Source organism: Ekhidna sp., from assembly GCF_965228795.1.
In the GTDB taxonomy this organism is placed as follows: domain Bacteria; phylum Bacteroidota; class Bacteroidia; order Cytophagales; family Cyclobacteriaceae; genus Ekhidna.
Window position 1 is genome coordinate 3,782,501 of sequence record NZ_OZ245839.1, and the last position, 26,835, is coordinate 3,809,335.

Annotated in this window: 22 protein-coding genes and 1 tRNA gene (1 of these 23 running past the window's edge); 5 read left to right on the forward strand and 18 right to left on the reverse strand. The window is 38.4% G+C overall.

Annotated elements, in window-relative coordinates; translation table 11 throughout:
• On the reverse strand, positions 1–2,096 hold the 5' portion of the coding sequence (locus ACQK2H_RS17055; protein ID WP_425392585.1) for a RelA/SpoT family protein. The gene continues 106 nt to the left of window position 1, outside the view; only the first 2,096 of its 2,202 coding nucleotides appear in the window; the start codon lies at positions 2,094–2,096; its stop codon lies off the left edge, out of view.
• A gap of 97 nt (positions 2,097–2,193) precedes the next feature.
• Here ACQK2H_RS17055 and ACQK2H_RS17060 point away from each other — a divergent pair.
• The 4 genes from ACQK2H_RS17060 to clpX all read left to right on the forward strand — a co-directional run bounded on the left by ACQK2H_RS17060 (position 2,194) and on the right by clpX (position 5,701).
• A tRNA-Leu gene (locus tag ACQK2H_RS17060) sits at positions 2,194–2,275 on the forward strand.
• A 95-nt stretch (positions 2,276–2,370) separates the two neighbouring features.
• The gene (gene tig, locus ACQK2H_RS17065) at positions 2,371–3,687 is read left to right on the forward strand and encodes a trigger factor (RefSeq protein WP_425392586.1); all 1,317 of its coding nucleotides are present in this window, start codon (positions 2,371–2,373) and stop codon (positions 3,685–3,687) included.
• 112 nt (positions 3,688–3,799) lie between these two features.
• The gene (locus ACQK2H_RS17070; RefSeq protein WP_425392587.1) at positions 3,800–4,468 is read left to right on the forward strand and encodes a ClpP family protease; all 669 of its coding nucleotides are present in this window, start codon (positions 3,800–3,802) and stop codon (positions 4,466–4,468) included.
• 3 nt (positions 4,469–4,471) lie between these two features.
• Positions 4,472–5,701 (forward strand): ATP-dependent Clp protease ATP-binding subunit ClpX, encoded by a 1,230-nt coding sequence (gene clpX / locus ACQK2H_RS17075; protein WP_425392588.1) that lies wholly within the window; start codon positions 4,472–4,474, stop codon positions 5,699–5,701.
• A gap of 1 nt (position 5,702) precedes the next feature.
• Here clpX and ACQK2H_RS17080 read toward each other — a convergent pair whose 3' ends face one another.
• From ACQK2H_RS17080 to ACQK2H_RS17090, 3 genes are read right to left on the reverse strand one after another with little or no spacing between them, the layout of a single operon-like run.
• Positions 5,703–6,572: a hypothetical protein gene (locus ACQK2H_RS17080; protein ID WP_425392589.1), complete on the reverse strand. Its 870-nt coding sequence runs from the start codon at positions 6,570–6,572 to the stop codon at positions 5,703–5,705.
• Positions 6,569–6,988, reverse strand: a complete 420-nt coding sequence (locus ACQK2H_RS17085; protein WP_425392590.1) for a 6-pyruvoyl trahydropterin synthase family protein — start codon at positions 6,986–6,988, stop codon at positions 6,569–6,571. The genes ACQK2H_RS17080 and ACQK2H_RS17085 overlap by 4 nt, the downstream gene beginning before the upstream one ends.
• Positions 6,989–6,992: 4 nt before the next feature.
• A complete protein-coding gene (locus ACQK2H_RS17090; RefSeq protein ID WP_425392591.1) occupies positions 6,993–9,428 on the reverse strand; it encodes a T9SS type A sorting domain-containing protein in 2,436 nt (811 codons plus the stop codon).
• A 52-nt stretch (positions 9,429–9,480) separates the two neighbouring features.
• Here ACQK2H_RS17090 and ACQK2H_RS17095 point away from each other — a divergent pair, with 52 nt between their 5' ends.
• Positions 9,481–9,816, forward strand: coding sequence for a hypothetical protein (locus ACQK2H_RS17095; RefSeq protein WP_425392592.1), 336 nt, complete (start codon positions 9,481–9,483; stop codon positions 9,814–9,816).
• Positions 9,817–9,825: 9 nt separating this feature from the next.
• On the opposite strand, the gene ACQK2H_RS17100 is transcribed toward ACQK2H_RS17095, so the two are convergent.
• The 14 genes from ACQK2H_RS17100 to ACQK2H_RS17165 form a co-directional block, all read right to left on the reverse strand.
• A complete protein-coding gene (locus ACQK2H_RS17100; protein ID WP_425392593.1) occupies positions 9,826–12,129 on the reverse strand; it encodes a T9SS type A sorting domain-containing protein in 2,304 nt (767 codons plus the stop codon).
• A gap of 3 nt (positions 12,130–12,132) precedes the next feature.
• Positions 12,133–12,816, reverse strand: coding sequence for a hypothetical protein (locus ACQK2H_RS17105; protein WP_425392594.1), 684 nt, complete (start codon positions 12,814–12,816; stop codon positions 12,133–12,135).
• Between the two features lie 69 nt (positions 12,817–12,885).
• Positions 12,886–13,758, reverse strand: coding sequence for a hypothetical protein (locus ACQK2H_RS17110; RefSeq protein ID WP_425392595.1), 873 nt, complete (start codon positions 13,756–13,758; stop codon positions 12,886–12,888).
• Between the two features lie 98 nt (positions 13,759–13,856).
• Positions 13,857–14,708 carry a hypothetical protein gene (locus ACQK2H_RS17115; protein WP_425392596.1) on the reverse strand — a complete coding sequence of 284 codons (852 nt, stop codon included), beginning with the start codon at positions 14,706–14,708 and terminating at the stop codon, positions 13,857–13,859.
• Between the two features lie 12 nt (positions 14,709–14,720).
• Positions 14,721–16,172 carry a RagB/SusD family nutrient uptake outer membrane protein gene (locus tag ACQK2H_RS17120; protein WP_425392597.1) on the reverse strand — a complete coding sequence of 484 codons (1,452 nt, stop codon included), beginning with the start codon at positions 16,170–16,172 and terminating at the stop codon, positions 14,721–14,723.
• An 18-nt stretch (positions 16,173–16,190) separates the two neighbouring features.
• Complete coding sequence (locus tag ACQK2H_RS17125) at positions 16,191–19,289, reverse strand: SusC/RagA family TonB-linked outer membrane protein (RefSeq protein ID WP_425392598.1); 3,099 nt, start codon at positions 19,287–19,289, stop codon at positions 16,191–16,193.
• A gap of 246 nt (positions 19,290–19,535) precedes the next feature.
• Entirely contained in the window at positions 19,536–21,530 is a 1,995-nt protein-coding gene (locus ACQK2H_RS17130; protein WP_425392599.1) for an OmpA family protein, read from the reverse strand.
• Positions 21,485–22,102: a 7-carboxy-7-deazaguanine synthase QueE gene (locus ACQK2H_RS17135; protein ID WP_425392600.1), complete on the reverse strand. Its 618-nt coding sequence runs from the start codon at positions 22,100–22,102 to the stop codon at positions 21,485–21,487. Before ACQK2H_RS17135 ends, ACQK2H_RS17130 begins: the two co-directional genes overlap by 46 nt.
• Positions 22,086–22,988 carry a bifunctional 5,10-methylenetetrahydrofolate dehydrogenase/5,10-methenyltetrahydrofolate cyclohydrolase gene (locus ACQK2H_RS17140; protein ID WP_425392601.1) on the reverse strand — a complete coding sequence of 301 codons (903 nt, stop codon included), beginning with the start codon at positions 22,986–22,988 and terminating at the stop codon, positions 22,086–22,088. Before ACQK2H_RS17140 ends, ACQK2H_RS17135 begins: the two co-directional genes overlap by 17 nt.
• A gap of 4 nt (positions 22,989–22,992) precedes the next feature.
• Positions 22,993–23,361 (reverse strand): four helix bundle protein, encoded by a 369-nt coding sequence (locus tag ACQK2H_RS17145; RefSeq protein WP_425392602.1) that lies wholly within the window; start codon positions 23,359–23,361, stop codon positions 22,993–22,995.
• 14 nt (positions 23,362–23,375) lie between these two features.
• A complete protein-coding gene (gene lepA / locus ACQK2H_RS17150) occupies positions 23,376–25,163 on the reverse strand; it encodes a translation elongation factor 4 (protein ID WP_425392603.1) in 1,788 nt (595 codons plus the stop codon).
• Positions 25,164–25,282: 119 nt separating this feature from the next.
• Positions 25,283–25,735, reverse strand: a complete 453-nt coding sequence (dtd, locus tag ACQK2H_RS17155; RefSeq protein WP_425392604.1) for a D-aminoacyl-tRNA deacylase — start codon at positions 25,733–25,735, stop codon at positions 25,283–25,285.
• Positions 25,732–26,403 carry an NAD-dependent epimerase/dehydratase family protein gene (locus ACQK2H_RS17160; protein WP_425392605.1) on the reverse strand — a complete coding sequence of 224 codons (672 nt, stop codon included), beginning with the start codon at positions 26,401–26,403 and terminating at the stop codon, positions 25,732–25,734. Before ACQK2H_RS17160 ends, dtd begins: the two co-directional genes overlap by 4 nt.
• 34 nt (positions 26,404–26,437) lie before the next feature.
• Positions 26,438–26,833: a YkvA family protein gene (locus ACQK2H_RS17165; RefSeq protein ID WP_425392606.1), complete on the reverse strand. Its 396-nt coding sequence runs from the start codon at positions 26,831–26,833 to the stop codon at positions 26,438–26,440.
• Between the last annotated feature and the right edge of the window lie 2 nt (positions 26,834–26,835).

Below are 26,835 nucleotides of genomic sequence, written 5' to 3' on the forward strand. Positions count from 1 at the left end.
AAGATTCCACCTTCGGTATTTATTGAAAGTGATCGCATATTTACTTTTAGTTCTTCTGATATAATATTAGAAACATCACTAACCAAGCCCATCCTATCAGTGCCTATAATAGAAAGGGTTGCTTCGAATGAATGTTTACGAGAGGATGCCCATTTTGCCTTTATTATTCTATATCCATAATTCGATAGTAGCTCGGCCGCATTTGGACAGGTGGTTCTGTGGATTTTAATGCCATCACTAACAGTGACAAAACCAAACACATCATCCCCAGCAATTGGGTTACAGCATTTGGCGAATTTATAATCTATTATATCTAGGTCTTCTCCTAATAAAAGAAGGTCGCTATCGGTTTTTCTTACCCGACTCAGCTTTTCTTCAACATCTTTCGCACCTCTAACACTTGACTTGGGTGGCTCTTGTGACGATGACTTGGCGAAAGACTTTATTAGCGAGTGGTCAATTTTACCTGTACCAACAAGGTATAGTAAGTCAGATGCACTTTTAACGTTGAAATAGGAAGCAATTTCTTCCAGTACTGATTGTTTATATTCAACCTTTAGTTGCTTCAGCTTTCTTTTAACTATTTCTCTTCCCTCATCAATGAATACCTTCTTCTCTTCCTTGAGTGCATCCTTAATTTTGGATTTTGCTTTTGAACTAACAACATACTGTAGCCAACTCTCATTGGGTTTTTGTTTTGTTGATGTTAGTATTTCGACCTGATCTCCATTTTTTAACTCAAAGTTTAAAGGAACCAGCTTTTGATTCACTTTGGCTCCCAGGCAGTGTTCTCCAATTTCTGTATGGATATCGAATGCAAAGTCCAATGCAGTAGCTCCTTGTGGCAGGGTACGCAAATCTCCTTTAGGTGTAAAGACGAACACTTCATCACTATATAAATTCGATCTGAAGTCGTCGACGAACTCTATTGCGTTCCCATCATTTTGCTCAAGGATTTCCCTAACTTTTGAAATCCACATTTCCAAACCTGTCTCATCTTTTGATTTTCCATCTTTGTATTTCCAGTGAGCCGCATATCCTTTTTCAGCTATTTCATCCATGCGAGTGGTTCTGATTTGAACTTCCACCCATTTTCCTGTATCACTCATTACCGTAGTATGAAGTGACTCATAGCCATTTGCCTTGGGAATACTTATCCAGTCCCTTAACCTATCCGGATTTGGCTGATAATAATCAGTGACCATCGAATAGACCTGCCAGCAAAAAGCTTTCTCATCTCTATATGAAACGTCCAGGATTATTCTTATAGCAAATAAATCATACACCTCTTCAAAAGGCACATTCTGCTTCTTCATCTTATTCCATATAGAATGGATTGATTTTGGTCTACCTTTTATTTCATAGTCTACCCCCAATGAGTTGAGCTTGTCTTTAATCGGCCGAATGAAATTTCTAATAAATTTATTTCTGGCCTCTTTTGTTTCATTGATTTTACCTGAAATCTCATTGTAAACTTCCGTTTCGCTGTATTTGAGGTACAAATCTTCTAGTTCGGATTTGAAAGCGTAAAGTCCCAAACGGTGAGCCAATGGTGCATATAGATATATGGTTTCATTTGCAATCTTGAGCTGCTTATTTCTAGGCATGCTCTCGAGGGTACGCATATTATGCAGTCGGTCAGCTAGTTTGATCAAAATTACTCTTACATCATCCGATAGCGTAAGAAGCATCTTTCTAAAATTCTCCGCCTGCTGTGAGCTTCCATGATCAAATACTCCGGATATTTTCGTGAGGCCATCAATAATAATGGCCACCTTTTTACCGAAAAGCCTCTCGATATCGTCCAACTCATAGTCTGTATCTTCAACAACGTCGTGCAATAGTGCAGCAACAATAGAAGTGGTTCCTAATCCAATTTCTGCAACGCATATTTCTGCAACCTCTAAAGGATGAAAAATATAAGGCTCGCCAGATCTCCGACGCATACCACTATGTGCTTCCATCGAAGTGTTGAATGCCTTTTTGATGATTTTAGCATCACCATCTTTTAGGATTGGTTTCGCTTTTCGAAGCAGGCGTCTGTAACGCCTAATGATCTCTTTTTTTTCTGATTCTAAATCTTCCTCTACTACCATAATAATTTTACAAAATTAATCCCTTGTTGAATCAAAAATATTACCTACTTTTGCCTTCCAATTTTCAGAGCAAGAAAAAGTTCTTGAGATGAAAACTGCGGATGTGGCGAAATTGGTAGACGCACTAGACTTAGGATCTAGCGCCGCGAGGCATGGGGGTTCGAGTCCCTCCATCCGCACTGAAAAACAACCCTCTTTCCGAAACCTCCCGATAGCTATCGGGACAGGGTCGTGTAAGAGGGTTTTTATTTTATAAATACCAAACAATAGTACGTTGGATATAACTTTTGACAAAAACGAAAAAACACAAGGTGTAATTAAAATTAGCGTAAACCGAGCTGATTTTCAACCCGGTGTAGATCAAAAAATCAAAGAGTACAGCAAGACAGCTAACATCAAAGGATTCCGTCAAGGAAAAGTGCCTCCAGGTATGATCCGAAAGATGTATGGAAATGCTCTTATTGTAGAAGAAATCAACAAATTGGTTTCGGATAAGCTGAATACTTACCTGAAAGAAAGTGATACGCAATTCCTGGGAGAACCACTTCCGTCTGAAACCGATCAAGAGTTTGATTGGGAAAATCAGGACAGCTTTGAATTCAAATATGAAATTGGTTTTGCCGAGCCTTTTGAAATAAAAGTGGACAAAAAGCTTAAGCTTGACAAGCATTTCATAAAAGTGGATGATAAGGTGATCGATGAAACCATCGAAAATCTCCAAAGACAGTTTGGCGAAATGGAAAACCCAGACACCACATCTGAAAAAGACACGGTTTACGGTACAATCAAATCTAAGGATGGTTCAATCGACCAAGAAATAAACATTGATTTAAGAGATCTTGAAAAAGGAGCCTTGAAAAAGTTTACGGGAGTTAAGATTGGAACCGAGGTAGAAGTTGATCCTAAGAAAAGCTTTAAGCATGAAAATGCTCTCAAAAATCAACTTCGATTAGATGATGAAGAGTACAAAAAGTTGAAAAAACTGACTTTTACTGTTGAAGCGATCAACCATTACAAGTTGGCGCCAGTTGATCAGGAGTTATTTGATAAAACTTTTGGCAAGGATACAGTAAAAGATGAAGCAGGATTTAGAGATCGAGTAAAAGAGATCGTTTCTCAGAATTATGAGGGTGAATCTGAGCAGTTTTTTGATCACCAGGTCAGAGAAAAACTTACAGAAAACGCAAAAATCAATCTACCAGATGAGTTTTTGAAAAAATGGTTGATTAAAACCAACGAAAACATCACTCCTGAGCTTATGGAGCTGGAGTATACTTCTTATGCGAAAGAGTTGAAATGGTCGCTAATCAGAAATGAAATAGTGAAAAACAATGATATTAAGGTGGAGCATGAGGATGTGATTAATGAAGCTAAGGAACTGATCAAAAAACAGTTTGCCGGATCAGGGATTGGCAGTCAAATGGATGATCAATTAGATACTTTCGCTAACAACTATCTCCAGGGTGAAAATGGAGAGAATTATATGAAAGTATTCAATCAGGTTCAATCTAAGAAAGTACTTGATTATATAAAAGGTGAGATCACCGTGAAGGAAAAGACTGTTTCACTGGATGAATTCAGAAAACTTTGATTTTGAGCAGTTGGTCATCTAATCTGAACCATACAGCATCATTTTAAGTTTTGAAGAAGTCCTGTACACGGGACTTTTTTATTTTTACATTCTTATACCTTAAATTATAGAAATGATAAACACTGAGGAATTCAGAAAATATGCCGTAAAAGGCCAAAATATTAGCGGAACAGCAGTTGATGACTATGTTCATCACGTTGAAAATATGACCAGGGCGGTTATTGAAGAACGACCTACTAATTTCCGCGAAATTGATGTTTTCTCGAGACTTATTATGGATAGGATCATTTTCCTGGGCATGCAAGTAGAAGAAAACATTGCTAATATTATTACTGCTCAATTGCTATTCCTTGAATCTGTAGATGCCAAAAAGGATATTCTTTTGTACGTAAATAGTCCAGGAGGTTCTGTTTATGCAGGTTTAGGTATGTATGACACTATGCAGTACGTTAGCCCAGATGTGGCTACTATTTGTACAGGAATGGCAGCTTCAATGGGAGCTGTATTATTATCTGGAGGTGCTAAAGGAAAACGATCAGCACTTCCACATGCTCGAGTTATGATCCACCAACCAAGCGGCGGTATGCAGGGTCAATCTAGAGATATGGAAATCACACTTAAGCAAACTCTGGAGCTGAGAAAAGATCTATACAATATCTTAGCAAAGCATTCAGGTAAATCTTATAAGGATATTGAAAAAGACTCTGATCGAGATTACTGGATGAGAGCATCAGAAGCAAAAGAATATGGCCTCATAGATGAGGTTTTAGAAAAAAAATAAATCATGGCTCAGGTAACTTGTAGTTTTTGTGGTAGAAATAAAAAAGATGTAGATCTGATGATCTCTGGCATACATGCGCACATTTGCGATAAGTGTATTGCTCAGGCTCAGCAGATTTTGAATGAAGAGCTAAAAACTACATCTGACAATGAAAGTCCGAATTTCAAACTCATCAAGCCGGCTGACATGAAGTCTCACCTTGATGAGTTTGTTATTGGACAAGATGAAGCGAAGAAATATATCTCGGTAGCAGTATACAACCACTATAAAAGGCTAATGCAAGCCATCGATAAAGATGATGTTGTGATTGAAAAATCAAACATAATCATGGTGGGACAAACTGGAACAGGTAAGACTTACCTAGCCAGAACTTTGGCCAAAATCTTACAAGTCCCATTTTGTATTGCTGATGCCACGGTATTGACTGAAGCCGGATATGTTGGAGAAGACGTTGAAAGTATTTTGACACGACTGTTGCAGTCTGCCAATTATGACGTAGAAGCGGCAGAACGAGGTATTGTCTACATTGATGAAATTGATAAGATTGCTCGTAAGTCTGATAACCCTTCCATCACACGAGATGTGAGTGGTGAAGGTGTTCAGCAAGCATTGCTCAAACTTTTGGAGGGGACAACAGTAAATGTTCCGCCTCAAGGTGGCAGAAAGCACCCTGATCAAAAAATGATCAATGTCAATACGGAAAATATTCTATTTATCTGCGGTGGCGCTTTTGATGGAATTGAAAGACACATTGCCAATCGATTGAATACTCGACCAATTGGGTTTGCCAATGACAATGAATTTAAATCAGGTGCTATAGATAAGGACAATCTACTTCAGTATATCACAGCACAAGACATTAAAAGCTTTGGTTTAATTCCTGAATTAATTGGAAGATTGCCGGTGCTAACACATCTGGATCCATTAAATGCAGATGCACTGAAACGAATCCTTACCGAACCAAAGAATGCACTCGTAAAGCAATACACCAAGTTGTTTGAAATGGAAGATGTCAAACTTGAATTGCAAGAAGATGCTTTAGAGTATATTGTTGAAAAGGCAATGGAATTTAAACTGGGAGCTAGAGGTTTACGATCCATTTGTGAAGCCATTGTAACGGATGCTATGTTTGAGCTTCCTTCAAATAAGGATATCAAAGAAATGATGATCGATAGAGATTACGCAGCTGAAAAATTCGAAAAATCTAAGTTCAATAAGCTTAGAGCTGCATAATTTAGGTTTCCAACCAATTAACAACTTCTTGAGCAACAACCCTGGAAAAAGGTTGTGTACCTATGATAGACTTTAACTGTTGAAAGTCGTCCATCATTCCTGCACTATAATTATAGTCATTTAGAATTCTATCGAGTTGCTCAGAAATTAAAGCAATGTTCTTGTTCGAATAATTTCCAACTACATTTTTATCCAACATCTCATTCACTTTAGATAACCGATTTTGAGCTTTAGTGAATATTTTTTCTTGGTAGACGTTGATCAACGGACTATTAGAGAGAGCGGCAAGGATATTTGAAAATTGATCTACTGCAATTACTGCGTGGGATTTTTGTATTTCAATGATTGCTTCTTCCAAACCTGACGAAACGACTACTTTTTTAAAGTTTATATTCTCATTCATTTGAGAAAGTCTTTCACAAACTTTTGTTATCCACTTGCTTTCACGTAAGGATGCTAATGAAACTGTAGTAGAATCGTACGTATCAACTCTGTTCGTCTTTCTTAATACATCAATCAACAAACTTCCATCTAAAGGTTGATTCGTTTTAATTGGTGGTAAATCAGGATATAACTTATGATTGTGTGAATTCTCTTCTTCAGGTATTTGATTAGGACTTAGCAACGATTGATAAAAAAAACAGGATTTAACTCCATTCTTTCTAGCTAACCTGACAATCTTATGAGATGAACTTCCACCAAAAACAATGATTAAATCCGGTACACTTTTTTTCAGCGTAGCTGTAAAATTCTTGAGTGGTGTGTTAAAGACCTCAATATCATTACGAATGTCAAACCTCTCTAATTCAGGAATGAAATTAGAGGCAAGCTGTTGACAGATTTTACCTTCAGTTATTATAAGATACTTCACGTCCCGTAGTAGTCCACAAAATTACGGGGTGTCTCAATAAGTCTCAATCGATATAGTCTGGCTTTAGGTGTAATTGCATTAATCTTCGGTTCTAAAATTTTCCAAAATTCTACGATTAGATTTTCGCAACTTCCAATTTTTCCTTTCATAAATGGCACATCCAGATTAATATTTTTATGATCCACTTTTTCAATGATCTCTGATCTTATGATGTCTTTCAATTTTTTTAAATCAATAACAAATCCTGTATCGGGATCAACCTCTCCCTTTACAGAAGTAATCAACTCAAAGTTGTGTCCATGCCAGTTTTCATTGGCGCAAGGACCGAACACCTCAAGATTTTTTTCTTTTGACCAGTTGGGATTATAGAGCTTATGTGCTGCGTTAAAGTGTTCTTTTCGATTGACTAAAAGCATAGAACTATTTTTTCACAACTCTCCGAAATACTGTTCCTTCCGTAGTAACTATCTTCATTAGGTATGTTCCTGATTCAATGCTCAAAAGCTCTACCTTGACATCTTTTGCGCCATCTATATCAAACGCTAATTTATTTAAAAGGCGACCGTCCATTGCTAACAATTGAATCTCTCGGATATTTTTATCTGAGCTTAAATAAATTGACGATGTGAACGGATTAGGATATGATTTAATGGATATAGTTTCTGTTTCTTCAAAACCTAGTGGTAGGTCTTGAACAATTAAATTATCAATAGCCCAACCCCATCCATTTAATAACTGATCAGTGTGCAATCTAAATCTAAGTAATACTGTATCTCCTGCATCAAACCGATCCAGTAAATTCATCTTATGTTTTTTGTATAAGGTTGCATCTCCCAGCGCTAGAGAACTTCCGTTATTATCTGCATCTGTACTGCTATTAAATTTGTTTTCCCATACACTAAACCTTCTGCTGTCATAACCATCCTCGATTGGTGACCATGTAATACCTTCGTCTTTAGAACCTTCTACGATTACATAATCAAAAAACTCTTCTGAGCCGAAAGTAGATCCTGCTGTACCCGGCTCAACCAAAACAACCTCATCGAACTGAATCTCGCCATCACCTTCTCGTATAACTATTGGTTTCAGCAGCGTTGTGATGAAGTCAGATTCAAAGTTTTCATCAGATCCATTTGCATATGGATGATCTGAATGAAGGGCTTTAGAGTCAAAGCCTGATTCAAGTTCAATGCTGAAATCACCGCTTATAACTGTGATTTCAGAATCAAAATCCTCGATAAAGACTTCTTCTGCACTTGCAATTGAGTTTACTGAAACATTAAAATACTCAGACTCAGATGGTAGATATGCAAAATTCAACTGTGTAGATGAATCTCTGGCTCCAATTCGATATTGAAAAGCTGTAATGTCCTGTAGTGAATCAGAAACTAATAAATAACTATACTGATTGATTGCATTATTATCCATTGAAATACGTAACGTATCTCCCTCTTTCAGAATCAGGTCTATGAAAACAGAGTCAAGACCTAGATTATCTGATGCATTCACCTCAAATTCAACATCTTCATTAGCAACAATACTGACTATTTCATTATGAATAAGTGTTGGCTTTATTGTGTCAATACCAATATAAAAGCTAAATGGAACGTCCTCGGACCTTAAAAACGTCTTTTTCTCAACCACATCCTCTACCTCAAAATAGTACCTAACACTGGTTCCATCTCTTATCGTATCTGTCTTGTAAGTGAAATTATTATTCGAATTATCGGTCATTAAAATTCTATTAAAACCTTCCTCATTGATATCAATATTTATAAAGACAGAATCAGCAACAATCGATGAGTCACTTACAACAGCTATTTCAAAATCAACAGGTAAGTCAACATTTTCGGAATCAACAATTGGCTCATGATCAATTCTTGAGCTCAGCCATCCTAATTGAGCAAATAAACGTGTAGTAATCGGCCCAATATTATGATTTGCTTCAGCAGAACCAATTGATGGTGTCATCAATGAATTGAGTGTATTAGCATACCTACCCTCATCTAAATGAGAAATACTAGACCCTCCATCGAAGTTCGAGGGAGCATACAACTCTGCATTATTATTCCCATTCACATTTCTTATCAGATTACTCACAAAGAATAGATCACCACCAGTTAACTGAGTGGCTAGATCAGATGATGGATTATCGAAAATTTCAGAATCAATCAAGAGTTCTCCATCTCCATTCTCCATATAGAAATCAAATTCAAAAGGAAAATCTCCTAAGCCGATTGATCCTTCGTTATTCTCTACATCAGCAGTAGTAAAAAAACCAAGTCCATGACCTATTTCATGAAGGACCACAGATACCAGATCAAAGTTTCCTGAAGGCGGTTGAGCATTTGTCCCGAAATACCAATTTACATCTTTGTTGAATTGTGCTACTATTTCGAACTCATTCGCATCGTTTAACTCCTGGCCAGAAATCTTTTCGGCAAGGGCAATTGGATACCACGCGTTTACGTGCTGCGCTCCATTAAAATTTCTAAATACAGTAGTTGGGCCGGCCGAACCTAAAACTCCATCGTCTAATGAAACCCAATTGGCTTGGATTTTAATTGGGACATCAGAGATTATTAAATCTTCCCAAATATCAACTGCATATTGGAAGGCAGCCTCTGCTTGTGAAGAGAAACCAATGTATTCGACTTCTATTGTCGAATTTTGTTTTGCACTATTTCTTGCTTTATGATTTTGATAAGGGATAAAAACATTTTCATCTCTTTCATGATAATTACAAATTATAATTTCATGAATTTTATCTTTATCCAGCTTTATACTTTCTTGTCCCTTAAGCGAACTTGCTAAAAATATAAAAGACAACCCGATGAAAAATGCTCTCCTTATCATAGTATTAGTGCTAACAAGTTGCAAAGTAAATAACCTTAAAGACTCAGCTAGTATGATTCTTAAAAAAAGCACCTGTGTGCCGTCCTGCGGCACTTATTCAGTTGAGGTTAATAGTAATAACAAAGGTTCGATTTCCTATTCCATCGAGGGTGAGAACACTTCAATGTTTGATAAAGAATTAACCAGAAAGGAAGTAGAACAACTTCTTTCCTTCGCAAGAAGCTATTCTAAGTCAGATAAGGAGAAACTAATGACCAAAGATTTTAATACTTACTATATTTCCATAAGTGGCGAGAATGAGCTGGAGGATAGACTAGAAACTATCTATCCTCCAACACAGGAAATATTTAAATATTTAAATGAATTAATAAAGAAATATAAAACTTGAATTAAATAGCTATTTCTTTATAATTCTTCTTGTAATGGATCTTCCTTCATCCATGATTTTTACCAAATAGACTCCTTTAGGAAGATAGGACAGGTCAATAAGCTTTTGGTTTTCATATCTTGTAATTGACCTACCAGAAACATCGAGCAGGTTCACTGAAAACCTGCTGATATTACTCGTTCCAAAGTTTATCGATATGTAATCCTCAGCAGGGTTTGGAGATAACGTGATATTAATTGATTTCTCAGCTGATAGAATCACAAATGGATCTGAAATAGATGAGCACGGGCCTGAAATCAACTCAGCTTCATAAGTACCAGAGGAAGGATTTAATAAACTTGCTGAGGTCTCTCCATCAATCACCTCACCATCCAAATACCATACAATAGTTTGCCCTACACCTGCGTTGATTTGAAGAAAATCCCCAATTTGTCTAATCTCTGGTTTATTAGGTCTCGTATCAATGAATGATACATTTACTACCTCATCCTTTACACTTCCATTCTCAATTTTCTTGATTAGAACTCTGTAATCTCCTGGTGCTAAATTTTCGAATGTGTTAGACGAGCGGTAGACCACATCTTCACTTTCAATAGCGTATTCAAACGTGCCTTCCCCGGAAGTATTTACAACTATTTGCCCGTCATTAGAATCATTGCACGTAGAAGGTGTTACAATTATCTCATCGACTGTAAATGTCGGGTCAACACTTTGGATTTTGTAATCATCTATATATATGTTGTTACCAAAATCATTGACGGATTCGAATGCCAACTCAAAACGATCTACATTATCAGGGACTTCAAATTGAACAATCTCGTTCTCCCATTGATCATCCTCTGGAACGAAATAATATCGGAGATCACCCGCAGTACTAAGCTCTTCCCCATACTTCTCCCATACGGTTACCCAATCTCCACATTGATCTCTGTAAACTAACCTCAAACCATCATTAGATGAACCATATTGAGCATTGGCATAACTAAACTCTACCTCATATATTTTATTGAGATCAGAATTGATTGTTGACAATAAAACCTGATCTTTTTGTCCCCTTGATCGATATCCATATAGCTCGATGAATAGTGATTTGTTACCATCAAATGAAGCTCTACCAGTTGAAGTAAATGTAATGTCATTATCCGGATTTAGAATTTCTTCCACAAATTCTGAGTCCTCAAAGGAGCTTCGAATAATACCTTCTCTTAGTTCCACAAATTCATTTTCTACAACAATGTAATCTTCTAAAAGAAGTTCTTCTTGATTATTCTGATCATCAAAAAGTGTCAATTTAACATCAAATCTTCCGGCCTCATTATAAGTGACAGATACATTTTCATCCAAACTTGTTGAGGGTTCTCCCCCCTCAAACTCCCATTGAATGGATGAGTAATTATTTGATATGTTTTCAAATTGTACCTTTGAACCTGTGCATGCAAATCGATTAGAAAGGGTTAATTCCGGATTAAGGATATCACGAGAAAGATATGTTTTAAATGTCTGAAAGGCATTAATGACTCTATCATATTGTCCTGATGTGAATTGCTCACGACAGCTACTGATTGAGTAAGACATGATGTTTTTAGGAAATGGATCAAAAAAATCTCCATTTTCGTCTGCTTCGCCACCTGTGTAAGAACACAATCCATCAACATTCCCAGATAAATTAGGGTCAGCAGGAGTATCACAAACGTCATCCCCAGCAACAGAACAATTTGATCCGTCTACCAGCTCATCTGTTGTTCCCGTATTCGTTTTCCCATGCGTATGATATAAGGCAAAATAATGACCAACTTCATGTGGCAATGTAGAGGAGGCAGCACAACCATTTGCCATCATAATGTGATCTCGCCCTGAAGAAGGGAAGTAAGCGTATCCACACAAATTAGATCCTCCGGAGGTGAGTGAGTTGAAAAAATAAATATTTATCGTACTGCTTATATTGTTGTTACCTGTAAGCTCTGCTTCTCTGGAAGAATCAAAATCATAGAATCCTGAATTATCTATGTACTTAATCTCTTCGTTTATAAAAAAATTAAAATTAATTGGCTTATAGGCATCATTTAGAATCATTAACGCCTCATTCAATTCCTGAACGGCTAAACCACCTGAGCCATCATCTTCCCTTAGAATATGAATTGTTAAAGGAATGTTGACTGTAGGATAAGTACTATTAGATCTTGCCTTAGATCCTGAGGCAAGTAATTCGGTCATTACTTTGATATCATGCTCAGTAGCTATTGTTCCACAGGTATGCTGAGCAAATGAGGTAATAGTTTTAAAAAAAACTATAAGAGCTAATACGTATTTCATGAGTTATTCTTCAGATCTCAACTGTTCAGTAAACTTCACTAAATCAATAATGTTGGCATCCTCCTTGAATTTGACCTTATTCTTTTTTATGAACTTCTTGATTTTATCTTCATTAGAAGAAAACAACTCCAAATATTCATTGCGCTTATCAATTGGTACAATAGTCGCCTCTGGTGAAGAAGCAACAAAATAGATTTGTTTTTCTATAAATTCATCTTGTTTGGTGGTAGCGTTGTAACCATTAGCCTCAGGTGCTTTTCTTATTTCCTTCGCGATTTTCTTATAAAGTGAGACATCTCCATCGTAAAGCACTTGCAGAAATCCATGATATGGAATATGCTTGAATAGGTAGCTGTTACCTTCAGCATCATTAAACTGAAACCAATTTATTTTTTCTCGCGCCAATGCACGCTCAATATTATCCTCAGACAGGAAGAACAATTGATCAGAGTATGCTTCGTATTTAATTTTCATGTTGGGATATGATGTACCAATTTTGGTCATTATTTCCCCGCTATACCATTCATCAAAATAGAATGGAGATCCTTTTATGTTACTGTTTTCTTCCTTCCAAAGCTGCCTGTTCATGAAATTTGGATCAATAACATCTCCTATTTGTTGAGCAGAAATAGGTAACGATATTAAAATAGTGATTAATAGAAGTGAGTTTATTAATAGCTTTTTCATAATTAAAATTGATTGTAAATAAAAAACTCCCACATAAATCATGCGGGAGTTTAATGAAATTGAAATTATTTATTGCTTCGTGAGAACCACAGTGTATTCCCCAAAGTTACTTCCAGCAACATTTCCCATATTACCTACGATTGTAATCTGGTTGCCACTAGTGAAAGTAGCTTCAAAGATATCGTAAGCAGCTTGTTCTCCATTAACTGTGAATCCTAACAATAAAGGATTTTCATCAAAGCTCAATGTTTGAGGACAAGTATTGAATGTAACCGGAGTATCATCAAGGAAGAAAGAAGTTCCTAACAATGCAGTAATACCTGCGGCATCAGATGCATCAGCAGCTAAGGATATCGGTCCAGTAAAACCGAAGGATAGTCCTGCGTTACCACCTGCTGTGAACTCTTCACTGATATCATAGTCTCCTGCCCAATCTCCTGCTAAATCAATAGGACAATCATCATCCTGAATAACTGCAGTTACGCTTGCATAAAATCCAGCATTAGATGCAGTCCCTACAGAATAGCTACTAACAGATGGATTAGTTAGTGTTATTGATACATTCTTGTCACCACTTGATGCAAGGTCATCAACACTTGTAATCACAATCGTATCAGAAGACACATTTGCATCAAAAGAAACTGATGTCTTGCTCAAAGTATATGTACCAGGAGCAGCATCACCAGCATCAAATAATGGAGTAGTGCTCGCATATGTAGCAGAAACTTCTAAATCCACCGTCAACGATTGGGAAAAATCAGAGGTCGTTCTAAAAACAACAATGCTAGTAGAAGAACCGTTTTCTCCTATTGTGGTTGTTGTATCTTGTAAGTACACAACATTTGCTAAGCTAGATGCCCCCACTAATTCATCTTCTTTACAAGAGGTAAATCCTATGCCAATCAATATGGCAAATAGGAATATTAATTTATTGATCTTCATGTCTCTTTAGTTTTATTATACATTTTATTTATCTGTTTAACAGATAAATTTAGCTCCCACATTTTCTGATGTGGGAGCTTATTATTTTAATATAAAAACTATAAAGGAAACTCTGTCGTTCCGCTATCTCCGAATCCATTAGACCAATCAATGATCATCTTAGAAGCGCAGGCATCAATCTCTCCAGTACCATCAAACTGATCACCACCATAAACAACGTCCGGCTGAGCCGTCATTGTCACGGTAGTTCCATCAGCAGCTACAACAATGTTTCCAGGGTTGTCTGCAGAACCATAACAGTTTGCATATAGACCACCAGTCACATCAGACATGCTGTATGTGGTGCTACCATCAGGATTATCAGAGACTTTAGTGATAGTCACTACGTTTGTAACTCCATCACAACCTGCAGGGCTTGTATCAGTAGTTGTAACACTGAACTCTCCTACGATTGACGGAATCGGACAATCATTATCCACAATCTCCACAGTAGTAAATGCATGGAACGATGATTTCTCATCTGTACCTATTGTGTATCCACTAGCTTCACTCAGCGTAACAGTAACCAGTTTTGGACCGCTTGCATTCAAATCATCAACAGCTGTCACAATAATTGTGTCTTGTGACACATTTGAAGCAAACTCTACTGTTGTTTTATTGATTGTATACGATCCTGTTGCGTCATCTCCAGCATTAGCAAATTCTGTAGTAGTAGCATAAACTGCACTAACAGAAACACTAACAGAGAGAGAAGAACTGTAATCACTAGTAGTACGCGCGACAACTAATGCTGTTGAACCACCTGCTTCAGAAACTGAAGCAGATGTATCACTCAGATAAACAACATTATTCAAACTACTTGGTCCCACCAATGCTTCATCCTTACATGACGTAAATACGAACACTGCAATGAAAGCAATAACTGGTAAGAGTTTATTTATAATCTTCATATCAGGTTCATCTTAGTATCCAGGATTTTGCTCTGTAATTGCAGGGTTTGCATCCAACTCAACCAACGGGATAGGTAACGTAAACCTAAAGTCAGTTGAAGCTAACGTACAAGCTCCATACACATCACACTCAGCAGAAGGCCTGCTGATTCCAACACTTGCTCTTGATCCAAGTCTTTTCAAATCTCTGTATCTGTGACCCTCAAAAGCAAACTCTACTCTTCTTTCCTGAAGAACAAGCGCATACCCTGCTGTTTGGTTAGCTATTGTAGGTGTTGCTTGATCAGAACCATATCTAGCATCTCTCAATTGATCAATGTAACCAGCAGCAGCAGCTAAATTATTATTTGCAACTGCAGCCTCAGCTCTTATCAATAGCATATCAGCAGCCCTGAAGATCTTTAGATCATTCAAAAGTGGCTGACCACCTGATCCCGGGTATTTACCAACAGGTAATACATCATAAGCAGGAGCAGCAGATTCATCGATGTAAACATCTCTTCTGATGTCTCCAGCAGGCATCAATGCAAACAAATCAGAGCTTGCTACAAAGTAAGGAGAACCGTCTACCGTTGGATTAACGAATGCATAGTTTGCACCAGCCCATCCACCAGCAAAAGCACTTCCAGTAGATCCTTGACCATCGTATGGATCACCTACAGAACGCTCTAACTTGAAAATAACTTCAGTATTGTCAGCATCATCCCACATTGCTGTAAACTGAGCTTGATTAGCAAGGTTATAAGAACCTAATAATGAAGCAGCTGCAGCATCTGCAGTTGTGTAATCCTGTGTATACAGTGCTACACGAGCTCTTAGTGCTGTCACAAAGTCCTGACTTACTCTTGTAGGATCTGAAGTTACTTGAAGCAACTGAGCTGCTCGATCTAAGTCTGAAGTTACTTGTGCTAAAATTTCAGCACTAGTACTTCTTGACAACTGATCACTTACACCAGGTACAAAATTCACCAATAAAACAGAAGGTGAATTAGCATCCAAATAGTCCGGGGTAAAATAACTCCAAAGTTCGAAGTGTGCCCAAGCCCTTAATGCATGAGCTTCACCCAACACGTTATTATAGTCAGCTTCTTCACCGGTTTCAGGTGTAATATTAGCTGCAGCTTCAATAATTCTATTCGCTGAATTCAAAGCCGCGTAATAATTAGTCCATAGTGCTACAGAAGCAGCAGACTGAGGAGTAACTACCCATTGATATATACCAATGCCCTGTCCGCCGTTATCTGGACCGATTGCAATCTCATCTGTAAAATTAGATTCCCATTGGATAGAAGGTGTATAGTCAAAATTGTTATACGTACCTAAAATCCCTGACTCAAGATCGGAAACTGTCTCAAATGCTTGCTCAGCACCAAGTCGTCCGACCTGCTCTATTTCTATCGCATCGTTACAGCTAAAAGTGACTGCCGCAATGCTCAATACCATGTATTTATATATTTTCTTCATAATGTCAAATTGTTATGATTAAAATCCTAGTTCAACACCCAGTGAAACTGTTCTTGGTGTAGGATACAGTCTACTTGTATTAGACTGGGCCTCCGCGTCAAAACCTCTCCACTCAGTAATTGTAAATAGGTTCTCTCCATTTACAAACACTCTGGCAGATTTAAAGAAATTGGTCTGATCCAACATTGCTTTAGGGAAGTCATATCCCACTGTAGCAAACCTTAGTCTCAGGTAATCAGCATTTCTCAGGAATCTGTCAGATGCTCCACCTAAGCTTCTGTTAGGAGCGTTCAAGCGTGGAATATCTGTAAATCTGTTTTCTGGCGTCCAAGCACGCAACATATCTCTTGAGTGTCTGAATTGACCGATGTTATCAGGGTTAACAAAACCACTGTAGTCAAAGTCAAGTCTATCAACACCTAAAGTATAGTTCATTTGAACCTGAACGAAGAAACCTTTGTAATCAAAGTCGACTGAGAAACTACCGATATAGTCAGGGTAGATGTTTCTTCCTAACCATACTCGATCTGTATCAGCATCCGGATTTTCTGTTACTTCTCCGTCAGCAGTTAAGAATAATAGGTTACCATTTGCTGGATTAACACCCGCATACCTGTATCGGAATTGCTCATTAAGAGGACCTCCGATTCGGCCAGTACCTACTTGTTCTTGCAGACCTCCAGGGAATTCAAGTAGCTCGATTTTGTTGTAGTTACCTACGGTTCTAACTGTAAGGTTAGCTCCATTAGGATCTCTTAAGATGTCATAAGCTACCTCCCAATCAAATCCAGAGTTTTTCATCTCTCCAAAGTTTGAGTTAAGAGATGTTACAGAGTTGATCGCTGATACAGGTACAGATTGGAATAATCCACTTGTCAACTTATTATAAACGTCAAACTTTACTCTCAACTTGTTGTTAAATGCCTCAGCATCTAAACCAATGTTCCACTGAGCTACCTCTTCCCATCTTAATGCATTATTAGGAATTTGAGAAAGCTGAAGTGAATTCTGTCCTCCATATCCTGCTCCAGTCGCAAAAAGTGCTCTTGTTAAATCAGGTGCAGAGAATACACTACTTTCATTGAATTCAGTGTCAAAAACGTTTACGTTTTGGTTACCAGTAACCCCATAGGAAGCTCTTAACTTCAAAACATCGAAAGGAAGGTTTGAAGCGAATGCCTCATTGTGGATATTCCATCTTGCCGATGCAGACCAGAAAGTACCCCATCTGTTACTTTCAGCAAATCGGAAAGATGCATCTCTTCGTACTACAAAGGCTGCACCGTACTTGCTGTCATAATCGTAATCAAGCGTTCCAAAGTAAGAGAACAATCCTGCTTTCAAGATGTTAGCAGCAATTGGATCCACGAACCAGTCGTTTGACGCGTTATCAGGAACGAATGCACTACCATCTCCAGGGAAGAATGTCTTAGGATCAAGACCTTCACTGAAGAATCGGAAGTGATCATATCTAGCTCTGAACTCCTCGGCGTATGCTCCTGCTGTTACTGTATGAACATCAAAAGATTTAGAGTAATTGATACTAGCTACCTGGTTAAATCTGAATTCTCTTGTAAACATTTGCTGTTGGAATCCAGGCGTTGTATTACCAGTCTGAGCAAAAAGTAATGCATTGAAAGATGTTGGTCCTTCAGCTCTCGTTAATGTCTCTTCCTGGAAATCTCCAGATACTCGATAGTTAACAGAAAGTCCTTCAATGATCTCATATCCTGCACTGATTGTACCAATCAATTTCACTTCATCCTCTACCCTTGTATAAGTTTCTAATCTATCGATTAGGAATAAAGGAGTATTAGCAAACGCTAGTGGAGATAAAAGATCAGCTCCATTTGAATAGTCGTTAGGAGATATGTATTGAACTGATTGATATGCACCTAGTACATAGTTTCTGTTAATTCCACTACCACCAATTGAATTTGGCTCTTCGTTGGTTGAGTAGTTAACAGAAGTATTTACTGAATAGGTGAATTTTTGATTATCACTTCTTCCAGAAATATTTGTTCTGATATTACCTCTCTCAAGACTACTGCTTTGAAGAATACCTTCCTGGTTTAAGTAACCAAAACTTAAGGCCATTCTCATATTCTCTGTACCTCTTGTTAAGGACAGGTTATGCTGCTGAGCTGTTCCCTGGCTAAAGAACCAATCTTCCCAACTAGTACCACCATCAACTCGAGCCACCATAGAGTCAATTTGTGCATCTGTTATTGGAGATGCTAGACCATTAATAGGCCCGTAAGGAGTGTTAGGTCGGTTTTGATAATAAATAGGAGTTGCACCTACGCCAAGACCAATAGAAGATCTTTCAAACTCAAGTTGCTCTCTGGCGTTCATTAGATCGTAATCGTTATCCTGTAGACTTGACTTACCTACTCGGTAAGTATACTGGATATCAAGTGGGCTGTTGTAGCTACCAGATCTAGTGGTAATAAGTACCACACCATTTGCACCTCTGTTACCATAAATAGCAGTTGCACCAGCATCTTTTAATACTGAAACTGACTCAATATCATTTGGGTTGATACTTCTAAAGTTATCTGCATCAACAGGAGCTCCATCAATTACAAAAAGTGGCTCAGTATCTCCATTAATGGATGATACACCTCTAATTTGGAAAGTGGAATTAGCTCCAGGCTGTCCAGAGTTAGTCACAATATTCACACCCGCAACCTGTCCAGAAAGTGTCTGAACAAATGAAGGGTTTGGTCTATTTGCAATGTCCTTGTTGGTCACAGTAGCTGAAGAAATACTAGAACGCTCTTTCGTCGTACTACTATAACCCGTCACAACTACCTCTTGAAGCTCAGTAGCTCCACCAAGAGTTACATCGATTGTAGATCTTGCCCCAACCTGAATCTCTTGTGTTTCAAAACCAACATAAGAAAAGACAAGCGTAGCGCCATCATCTACTGATAAACGGTAATTTCCGTCCAAATCAGTAGTAACACCAGTTGTTGTGCCTTTAATCACAACATTCACTCCTGGTAATGCCTCACCGGTATCATCGGTGACCTTACCAGAAACCGTCCTTTGCGCCATTGCACTGAAGGCAATAACAGTTAAGAACGCAAAACTTAGTAGTAAAATCCTCTTCATACTAACTAGTTAATCGTTAAACATTAATTATTTGAAACGCGCAATATATGCTTTTTTAAGATTATTTAACAAATTAAAAATCAGCGTTTTCAATAGTTAAATGGTCGAAATGTTGGAAAAAAAAGAAATTTGATCAAAAAATTCGTAGAATAATTAATCACCAAATTTTTCCTTACAACTTACCTTTATTCTTCAATAAAATTTTGATTCCTTATTTGTAAATAATTTGTCAAAAACGCAACATTATCAGCGCATCATCCGTAGGACACGAAATTCTATCCTACGGTTGGATTTTCTGCCCATTTCTGTTTCATTTGATTCGGTGGGCTGGGTATCGGCATACCCTTTATACGAGATTCTATCATCAGAAATCCCTCTTAGAATCATTTTTTCATAAACAGCCTTTGCTCTAAGCTCTGATAAAGACAAATTGTATAAATAATCACCCGTATTGTCTGTATGACCAGCAATTTCCACTTTTATATCAGGGTTTTCTTTCAATAGTTCATACGCATTTTGAAGTTCTGAAAGTGACCTGTCATTAAGTTTATAGGAATCAACTTCGAAGTAAATATTCTTCAATATCAACTTTTTCCCTTCATTAACAGGGGTTAGGTAAATATCTATTGTATCCGGACGATGAAGACTATTATTTTCTGTAGTAAACTGAAAATCCGAATATAGATATCCCTTTTTCTTCACATAAGCTGCTAGATCCAGACCAACCGGAAGAACCATGTAATACGATCCACTGATGGAATCTGAAGTGCTATTATAAACTGTTTCATTATTTAATAAGGAAACAACTTGTATATCAGCTTTTAGAGGAGATTCATCGTTAGCGTCCATAATTTTACCTATTATATATGATGCCGCTTTTGGCTCTAGTTGTTTAGGTAATTGGATACTAACTAATTTACTATCTAAAATCTCGTAATTTTTTTGTTGCTCCTTGGCAAAATAAGCTGCTGAACCAGACGCATTGATGACAATAGACACCTCATCTTTATATGTATTTATTGGATAACCTAGATTTTTTGGTTGTGACCAGGTTGAGTCAAGCCTTTCTGATACATATAAATCGTACCCTCCCATTCCCGGGTAACCATTTGCTGAGAAATATAAACTACTCCCGTTCGGATGAATGAATGGAGTCGTTTCGTCCTTTCTGGTATTGACATTCTCACCAAGATTTATGGGTTTAGACCAATTTCCTTTTTTGTTGGTGGAAACCCACAAATCCCTTCCTCCAAAGCCTCCTCGTCGATTAGATGAAAAGTAGAGTGTCTTTCCATCTGCAGATAGTGATGGTTGTGATTCCCAGTACATCGTATTCACTGGCTTACCTAGATTTTTCGGGTATGACCATTGATCTCCAACTTTTTTTGAAATGTATAGGTCACAGCTTCCCAAGGAATTTCTTCCATCACAGGAAGTAAAGATCATTGTGCGTCCATCCGCAGAAACGGCGCAAGCACCTTCATTCAATGGTGTGTTGATCCGTGAAGAGACAGATTGCGCCGGAAGCCACTCCCCGTCCTTCTTATAACTAACTACAATATCCTCATCCCCTCTGACATTATCCCTTTTAGTATAAAATATGGCTGCATCATCAATCGTAACCGAAGGCAAGTACTGTAATCTAAATCGATTGACTTCTTTGGGAAGGGTGGCTACTAGAACTGAATCCTTAGAATTAGTTACCTGGTTAATTGCAAAATCAATGCTTCGTGAAAGTAAATTGATTTCAAAGTCACTGGATCGCTCAGGTACTTTATCCAAAAACTTAGAGAGGTAGGAAGACGACCTGTAATACTCACCTCGATCGAATGCCATAAATGCCAGTCTTTCAATAACTGATGCAATTGGGTCCGGTGCAGTTCTTATGTAAGAAGTGAATTTTGAATAGACAGAATCCTCTCGTCCTATGGCATTATATAGACTGCCCATTCGTATATAAGCTTCAAAAAAGTCAGGATCTTCCCGGACGGATTGTTCGAGGTAATCTATCGCAGCATAAAAATCTCTGTTCTTATACTGCTTATCTGCTTTTTCATAGAGTTTTCGTGCTTTTTTACTCGATGTAGATAGGCTTGACTGTCCGAAGCAGAAGTGGGAGAAGCTAATTATAAGTAGGCATGAAATACAAAAGGAAAAAAACCCGCCACTTGTCTTTACACGAGGGTGTAGTCCCCTTAAGGTATATCCATGTATTTGTGGGTCTGTAGCGAAATTCTCCATTGTGGGTTTTCCTTCACGAAATCAACGATCAAAGGTGTCATTTCTTTTTCTTTTGACCATTCGGGTTGAAGGAATAATTGCGCTTTGGAATTCATTTGTTTGCCATGGCTAGCAGCCCATTTGAAATCGCTTTTGTTGTAAGCGACAACTTTCAATTCATGTGAGGACGAATAAAACTCCTGAAGTGGTGCTTTGAATTTCTTGGGGGAAAAGCAGATCCAATCCCAGCTTCCTGACAATGGATAGGCTCCAGATGTTTCAATATTGGTTTGTAGGCCTTCGCTTTTAAGCGCATTCGTTAGTAATGAAAGGTCATACATTAAAGGCTCACCCCCTGTAACTACCACCAAGTGGGCTCCAGATTCTTTAGCCTTTTTTGTAATTTCTTGGACTGAATACCAATCAAACTGAGACGCATCCCATGATTCTTTGACATCACACCACACACAGCCAACATCACACCCTCCCAATCGAATGAAATAAGCAGGAGTACCGGAATAGAAGCCCTCACCCTGAATAGTAAAAAAAGACTCCATCACCGGAAGGTATTCCGGATCAGTGATTGAGCTCATAAGCTTTGATCGTATTTAATAAGAGTGACGCAATGGTCATTGGTCCTACACCCCCTGGTACCGGAGTAATGTGGCTAGCTAGTGGGGCAACATCATCGTACACTACATCACCTGAAAGACGAAATCCTGACTTTTTCGAAGCATCTTCTACACGTGTAGTACCTACATCGATCACAACTACACCCTCTTTCACCATATCTTTAGTGATGAGACCGGGCTTACCAACTGCAACCACAAGAATGTCTGCTTCTCTTGTATGGTGAGCAAGATCCTGAGTTAATTTATGACAAACAGTGACCGTAGCTCCTCCATCTTGTAACATCATTAAACTCAAAGGTGCACCAGCAATTCTAGAAGCGCCCACGACAACACAATGCTTCCCCTCTGTTGGTATATCATACCTACGGATAAGCTCCATCACTCCAAAAGGTGTAGCCGGGAGTAGTAATTGATGATGCGACATGATACTTCCGAAGTTTTGATTCGTGAAGCCATCGACATCCTTCCGCGGAGCTATTCTTTCGGTAATATGTTCTACTGAAATGTGCTCTGGTAATGGAATCTGAACGATAAAGCCATCGATATCATCGTCATCATTGAGTTGCTCGATGTGTTTGATGAGCTTTTCTTCAGAGATTGTGCTTGCGAAATGCATCAAAGTAAAGTCAAAACCAACCGCCTTACATGCATTGATCTTCCCATTCACATATGAATGACTAGCCCCATCATCACCTACAATAATAATCGCAAGATGAGGGACTCTGTTTCCTTCCGCCTTGATTTTTTCTACTTTCTCGGCGATTTCGTTTTTGATGTCTTTGGAGACTTTTCTCCCATCTATGATTAGAGGATTAGAGTCTGAAGCTCGAAGTTTGGAGTTAGACATTTTCTTAGTTTATTTTTTTTCTAAAAGCAATGGTCATATTCATCAAATCAAAGCATCTTTTGTAAAAGCAATTAAATTCCTCTTTATCAAGATATTTTCTTCTATGAGCCTTATGAAGACAAGTAACTACTTCAGCAATAGATCTTATTGAGTATCCTAGAAATCGGCGGTATTCAGGATTTGATTGCAAAATAGCACCCTCTGAAATATTTAATGCTATTGAATCTGATGCTCTTCTAATTTGAGAAATTAAGTTATACATTTCATCTTTCGGAAATTTAGAGCTTGATTGATGGATATTTTCAGCAAGATCCATTGAATCATTCCATATTCTAAGTTTCTCAAATTTGAATTTATGCTTTAATTCTTCCATCTTCCGGCTACCAGCTAATCCAACTTTAAAACAGCCATAAATGCTTCTTGCGGTATCTCAACATTACCTACCTGTCGCATTCGTTTCTTTCCTTTTTTCTGTTTTTCTAATAGCTTTCTTTTACGAGAGATATCTCCTCCGTAACATTTAGCCAAAACGTTCTTCCGCATGGCCTTTACGGTCTCTCTTGCAATAATCTTGGTTCCGATAGCTGCCTGAACGGCAATTTCAAACATTTGACGTGGGATCAGTTCTTTAAGCTTTTCACAAAGTCTTTTCCCCCACTCGTAGGCCTTATCACGATGCACGATTGCTGAAAGTGCATCTACTGTGTCTCCATTGAGCATAATATCAAGCTTCACCATGTTTGATCTTCGGTAACCGATCAATTCATAATCCAATGAAGCATATCCACGAGAAAGTGTCTTGAGCTTATCAAAGAAGTCAAATACAATTTCAGCGAGTGGAATTTCGAATGTAAGCTCTACTCGATCAGAGGTTAAGTAAACTTGATTCTTGATTTCCCCCCGCTTATCCATACAAAGCGCTATGATAGGTCCGATAAATTCAGATTTGGTGATAATCTGAGCCCGAATGAATGGTTCTTCGATATGATCGATCATATTTGGCTCTGGAAGCTCTGAAGGAGCACTTACTTTTAATATCTCTCCATCACTTTCTATTGCGTGAAACTGCACGGACGGTACGGTAGTGATCACCGTCATATCAAACTCTCGCTCTAATCGCTCTTGCACAATCTCCATGTGAAGCATGCCCAGGAATCCACATCTAAATCCGAATCCAAGTGCTGCTGATGTCTCCGGTTCCCATATAAGAGAGGCATCATTGAGTTGAAGCTTTTCCATTGAGGCCCTCAACTCTTCGAATTCACTGGTGTCTACCGGGTAAATTCCTGCAAAAACCATCGGCTTCACATCTTCAAAGCCTTTGACTTGTCGTTGAGTAGGTCGTTCCACATGCGTGATTGTATCTCCTACTTTTACCTCCTTCGCTACCTTGATTCCGGAAATAAGGTAGCCCACATTGCCCGCTGCAATGGATTTTTGAGGCTGGTGCTCTAATCTGAGAACTCCAATCTCATCAGCTTCGTATGTCTTGCCTGTGTTGACAAATTTTACTTTGTCTCCTTTATTGAGCGTACCATTAAATACTCTAAAAAATACTTCAATGCCTCTGTAAGGATTGAAAACAGAGTCAAAAATCATGGCCTGAAGCGGCTCATCCGCATCTCCTTTAGGAGCTGATACTCTACTTACAATTGCTTCCAGAATTTCTGTGATCCCAATGCCTTCCTTTGCACTGGCATGAATGATGTCTTCCTTATCACACCCGATCAAATCAATGATCTGATCTGATACTTCATCTGGCATGGCTCCAGGGAGGTCGATTTTGTTGAGTACCGGGATAATTTCCAGGTCGTGCTCAAGCGCTAAGTATAGGTTTGAGATTGTTTGAGCTTCAATTCCCTGTGCAGCGTCAACTACTAAAAGGGCACCTTCGCATGCCGCTATTGATCGTGAAACTTCGTAAGAAAAATCTACGTGTCCAGGAGTGTCTATCAGATTTAAGGTGTATTTCTCACCATTTAACTCATAGTCCATTTGAATGGCATGACTTTTAATTGTAATGCCTCGCTCACGCTCAAGATCCATATTATCTAAAAGCTGAGCCTGCATATCACGCTCATTCACTGTCTGAGTGAACTCCAAAAGCCTATCAGCCAGGGTACTTTTACCATGATCGATGTGGGCAATGATGCAGAAGTTTCTTATGTTCTTCATAGTGTATTTAAGTGAGTCGGGATCATCACAAATCGCCCAACTCTTTGAAAATTAGGCGCAAAGGTAACATGCTGTCAACCACCTTCAAAGGTGTGACCAGGTATTTGGCTAAAAATAAATTACTGCTTGTTTTTAGTGTCAACCAAAATAGTTACCGGTCCATCATTAACTAGTGCGACTTTCATGTCAGCACCAAATTCGCCGGTCTCTACACGCTTGCCAATGTTGGTAGAAAGTTCGTCCACAAACGCTTCGTATAAAGGTATTGCAATATCCGGTTTTGCTGCCTGAATATAGCTAGGACGATTTCCTTTTTTAGTGCTGGCATGTAATGTGAATTGACTAACCACCAAAGCATCTCCGTTGATATCAAGAAGACTCTTATTCATTACCCCATCTTCATCAGGGAAGATGCGCATATTGCTGATTTTTCTGCATAGCCAGTCAATATCTTCCCTGGTGTCAGCGTCTTCAATCCCCAGAAGGATCATCAGTCCCACTCCTATTTTAGATTTTACATGAGCATCGATGGTTACAGATGCTTCTGAAACACGTTGGATTACTGCTCTCATGCTGAATGCGCAATTTCTATCATTTCTTTTGGCTTGAAGCGTTTGAAACCTGACTCGTTTTTATGAGCCAGTTCAATCATAGCTGTAGCCACTTCTTCATCACAAATGGCTCCTATCTTTTTCGATCCCGGCACAAAAAAAGAAGCAATCTTACTAATCGTCTTGGCTACTTCCTCAAATAACCGAAACTCCTTACGGTCACCCAATAGCAATGAAGGTTGGAATATTTTTAATGATCGGAGTTTAAGTTCTTGTAATCTATCCTCCAACTCCCCCTTTGCTTTATTATATAATAGAAATGAACTGCTATTAGCGCCTAAAGCTGAAACAACCAGTAACTGTTGGAAATTCTTTTGCTTTTTCGCGATTTCTGCAAAGGCGAGAGGATACTCAACATCCACCTTTAAAAATGCTTCTTTAGATCCTGCCTTTTTGCGGGTGGTTCCAAGTGCACAATAGAAATCATGACCATCCATATTGGAACTGTAATTTCCCAATTCACCAAAATCCTTAATCCTTAACTCAACCAGCTTTGGATCATTGATTTCAAAGGGCCTCCTCGTGATTATAGTTATTGTATGATACCGATCATCCTTAACCATTAACCGGACAAGTTGTGTCCCTATCAATCCCGTTGCTCCAATGACCACTGCTTTCCTGTCTGACATTTCTACTGTTTTTAGAACATGTACTACACGAAATTCAGTCTGCTTGTTCCCATTGTTCCTCCTCCCATTGATGGAACTTCTTAATGTCTCGATTAAGCTTCTTAACAATCAGAAGAACTACGGAAGCATCATCTGTGAATCCAATAGCGGGAATGAAATCGGGAATAAGGTCTGTTGGAGTAATGAAATAAACCAGCGCAAACACAATCAAAACTATCGTGGAAACCGGAAATGCTCGGTATTCGCCATCGAGATGTGAGCGAAACATGCGTAATAAAATCTCAAGTTTAGATTTTAATTCCTGGAGCTCATTGGAGTTTTGGGCAAGGCGCTTCAATTTATTTCCAGCTTTGGATAAAGTGGATTTCATTGCCTCCTTGTCAGTGGCTGTTTTTTTTGCTTTTTCCCATATTTTCTCCGTTTTTTCCATTG

Coding starts and splice junctions, on each gene's coding strand:
- ACQK2H_RS17070 (WP_425392587.1), top strand. CDS start 3,800: ATGATAAACACTGAGGAATTCAGAAAATATGCCGTAAAAGGCCAAAAT.
- clpX (WP_425392588.1), top strand. CDS start 4,472: ATGGCTCAGGTAACTTGTAGTTTTTGTGGTAGAAATAAAAAAGATGTA.
- ACQK2H_RS17085 (WP_425392590.1), bottom strand. CDS start 6,988: ATGCTTTTAGTCAATCGAAAAGAACACTTTAACGCAGCACATAAGCTC.
- ACQK2H_RS17090 (WP_425392591.1), bottom strand. CDS start 9,428: ATGATAAGGAGAGCATTTTTCATCGGGTTGTCTTTTATATTTTTAGCA.
- ACQK2H_RS17095 (WP_425392592.1), top strand. CDS start 9,481: ATGATTCTTAAAAAAAGCACCTGTGTGCCGTCCTGCGGCACTTATTCA.
- ACQK2H_RS17100 (WP_425392593.1), bottom strand. CDS start 12,129: ATGAAATACGTATTAGCTCTTATAGTTTTTTTTAAAACTATTACCTCA.
- ACQK2H_RS17105 (WP_425392594.1), bottom strand. CDS start 12,816: ATGAAAAAGCTATTAATAAACTCACTTCTATTAATCACTATTTTAATA.
- ACQK2H_RS17110 (WP_425392595.1), bottom strand. CDS start 13,758: ATGAAGATCAATAAATTAATATTCCTATTTGCCATATTGATTGGCATA.
- ACQK2H_RS17115 (WP_425392596.1), bottom strand. CDS start 14,708: ATGAAGATTATAAATAAACTCTTACCAGTTATTGCTTTCATTGCAGTG.
- ACQK2H_RS17120 (WP_425392597.1), bottom strand. CDS start 16,172: ATGAAGAAAATATATAAATACATGGTATTGAGCATTGCGGCAGTCACT.
- ACQK2H_RS17125 (WP_425392598.1), bottom strand. CDS start 19,289: ATGAAGAGGATTTTACTACTAAGTTTTGCGTTCTTAACTGTTATTGCC.
- ACQK2H_RS17130 (WP_425392599.1), bottom strand. CDS start 21,530: ATGGAGAATTTCGCTACAGACCCACAAATACATGGATATACCTTAAGG.
- ACQK2H_RS17135 (WP_425392600.1), bottom strand. CDS start 22,102: ATGAGCTCAATCACTGATCCGGAATACCTTCCGGTGATGGAGTCTTTT.
- ACQK2H_RS17140 (WP_425392601.1), bottom strand. CDS start 22,988: ATGTCTAACTCCAAACTTCGAGCTTCAGACTCTAATCCTCTAATCATA.
- ACQK2H_RS17145 (WP_425392602.1), bottom strand. CDS start 23,361: ATGGAAGAATTAAAGCATAAATTCAAATTTGAGAAACTTAGAATATGG.
- lepA (WP_425392603.1), bottom strand. CDS start 25,163: ATGAAGAACATAAGAAACTTCTGCATCATTGCCCACATCGATCATGGT.
- dtd (WP_425392604.1), bottom strand. CDS start 25,735: ATGAGAGCAGTAATCCAACGTGTTTCAGAAGCATCTGTAACCATCGAT.
- ACQK2H_RS17160 (WP_425392605.1), bottom strand. CDS start 26,403: ATGTCAGACAGGAAAGCAGTGGTCATTGGAGCAACGGGATTGATAGGG.
- ACQK2H_RS17165 (WP_425392606.1), bottom strand. CDS start 26,833: ATGGAAAAAACGGAGAAAATATGGGAAAAAGCAAAAAAAACAGCCACT.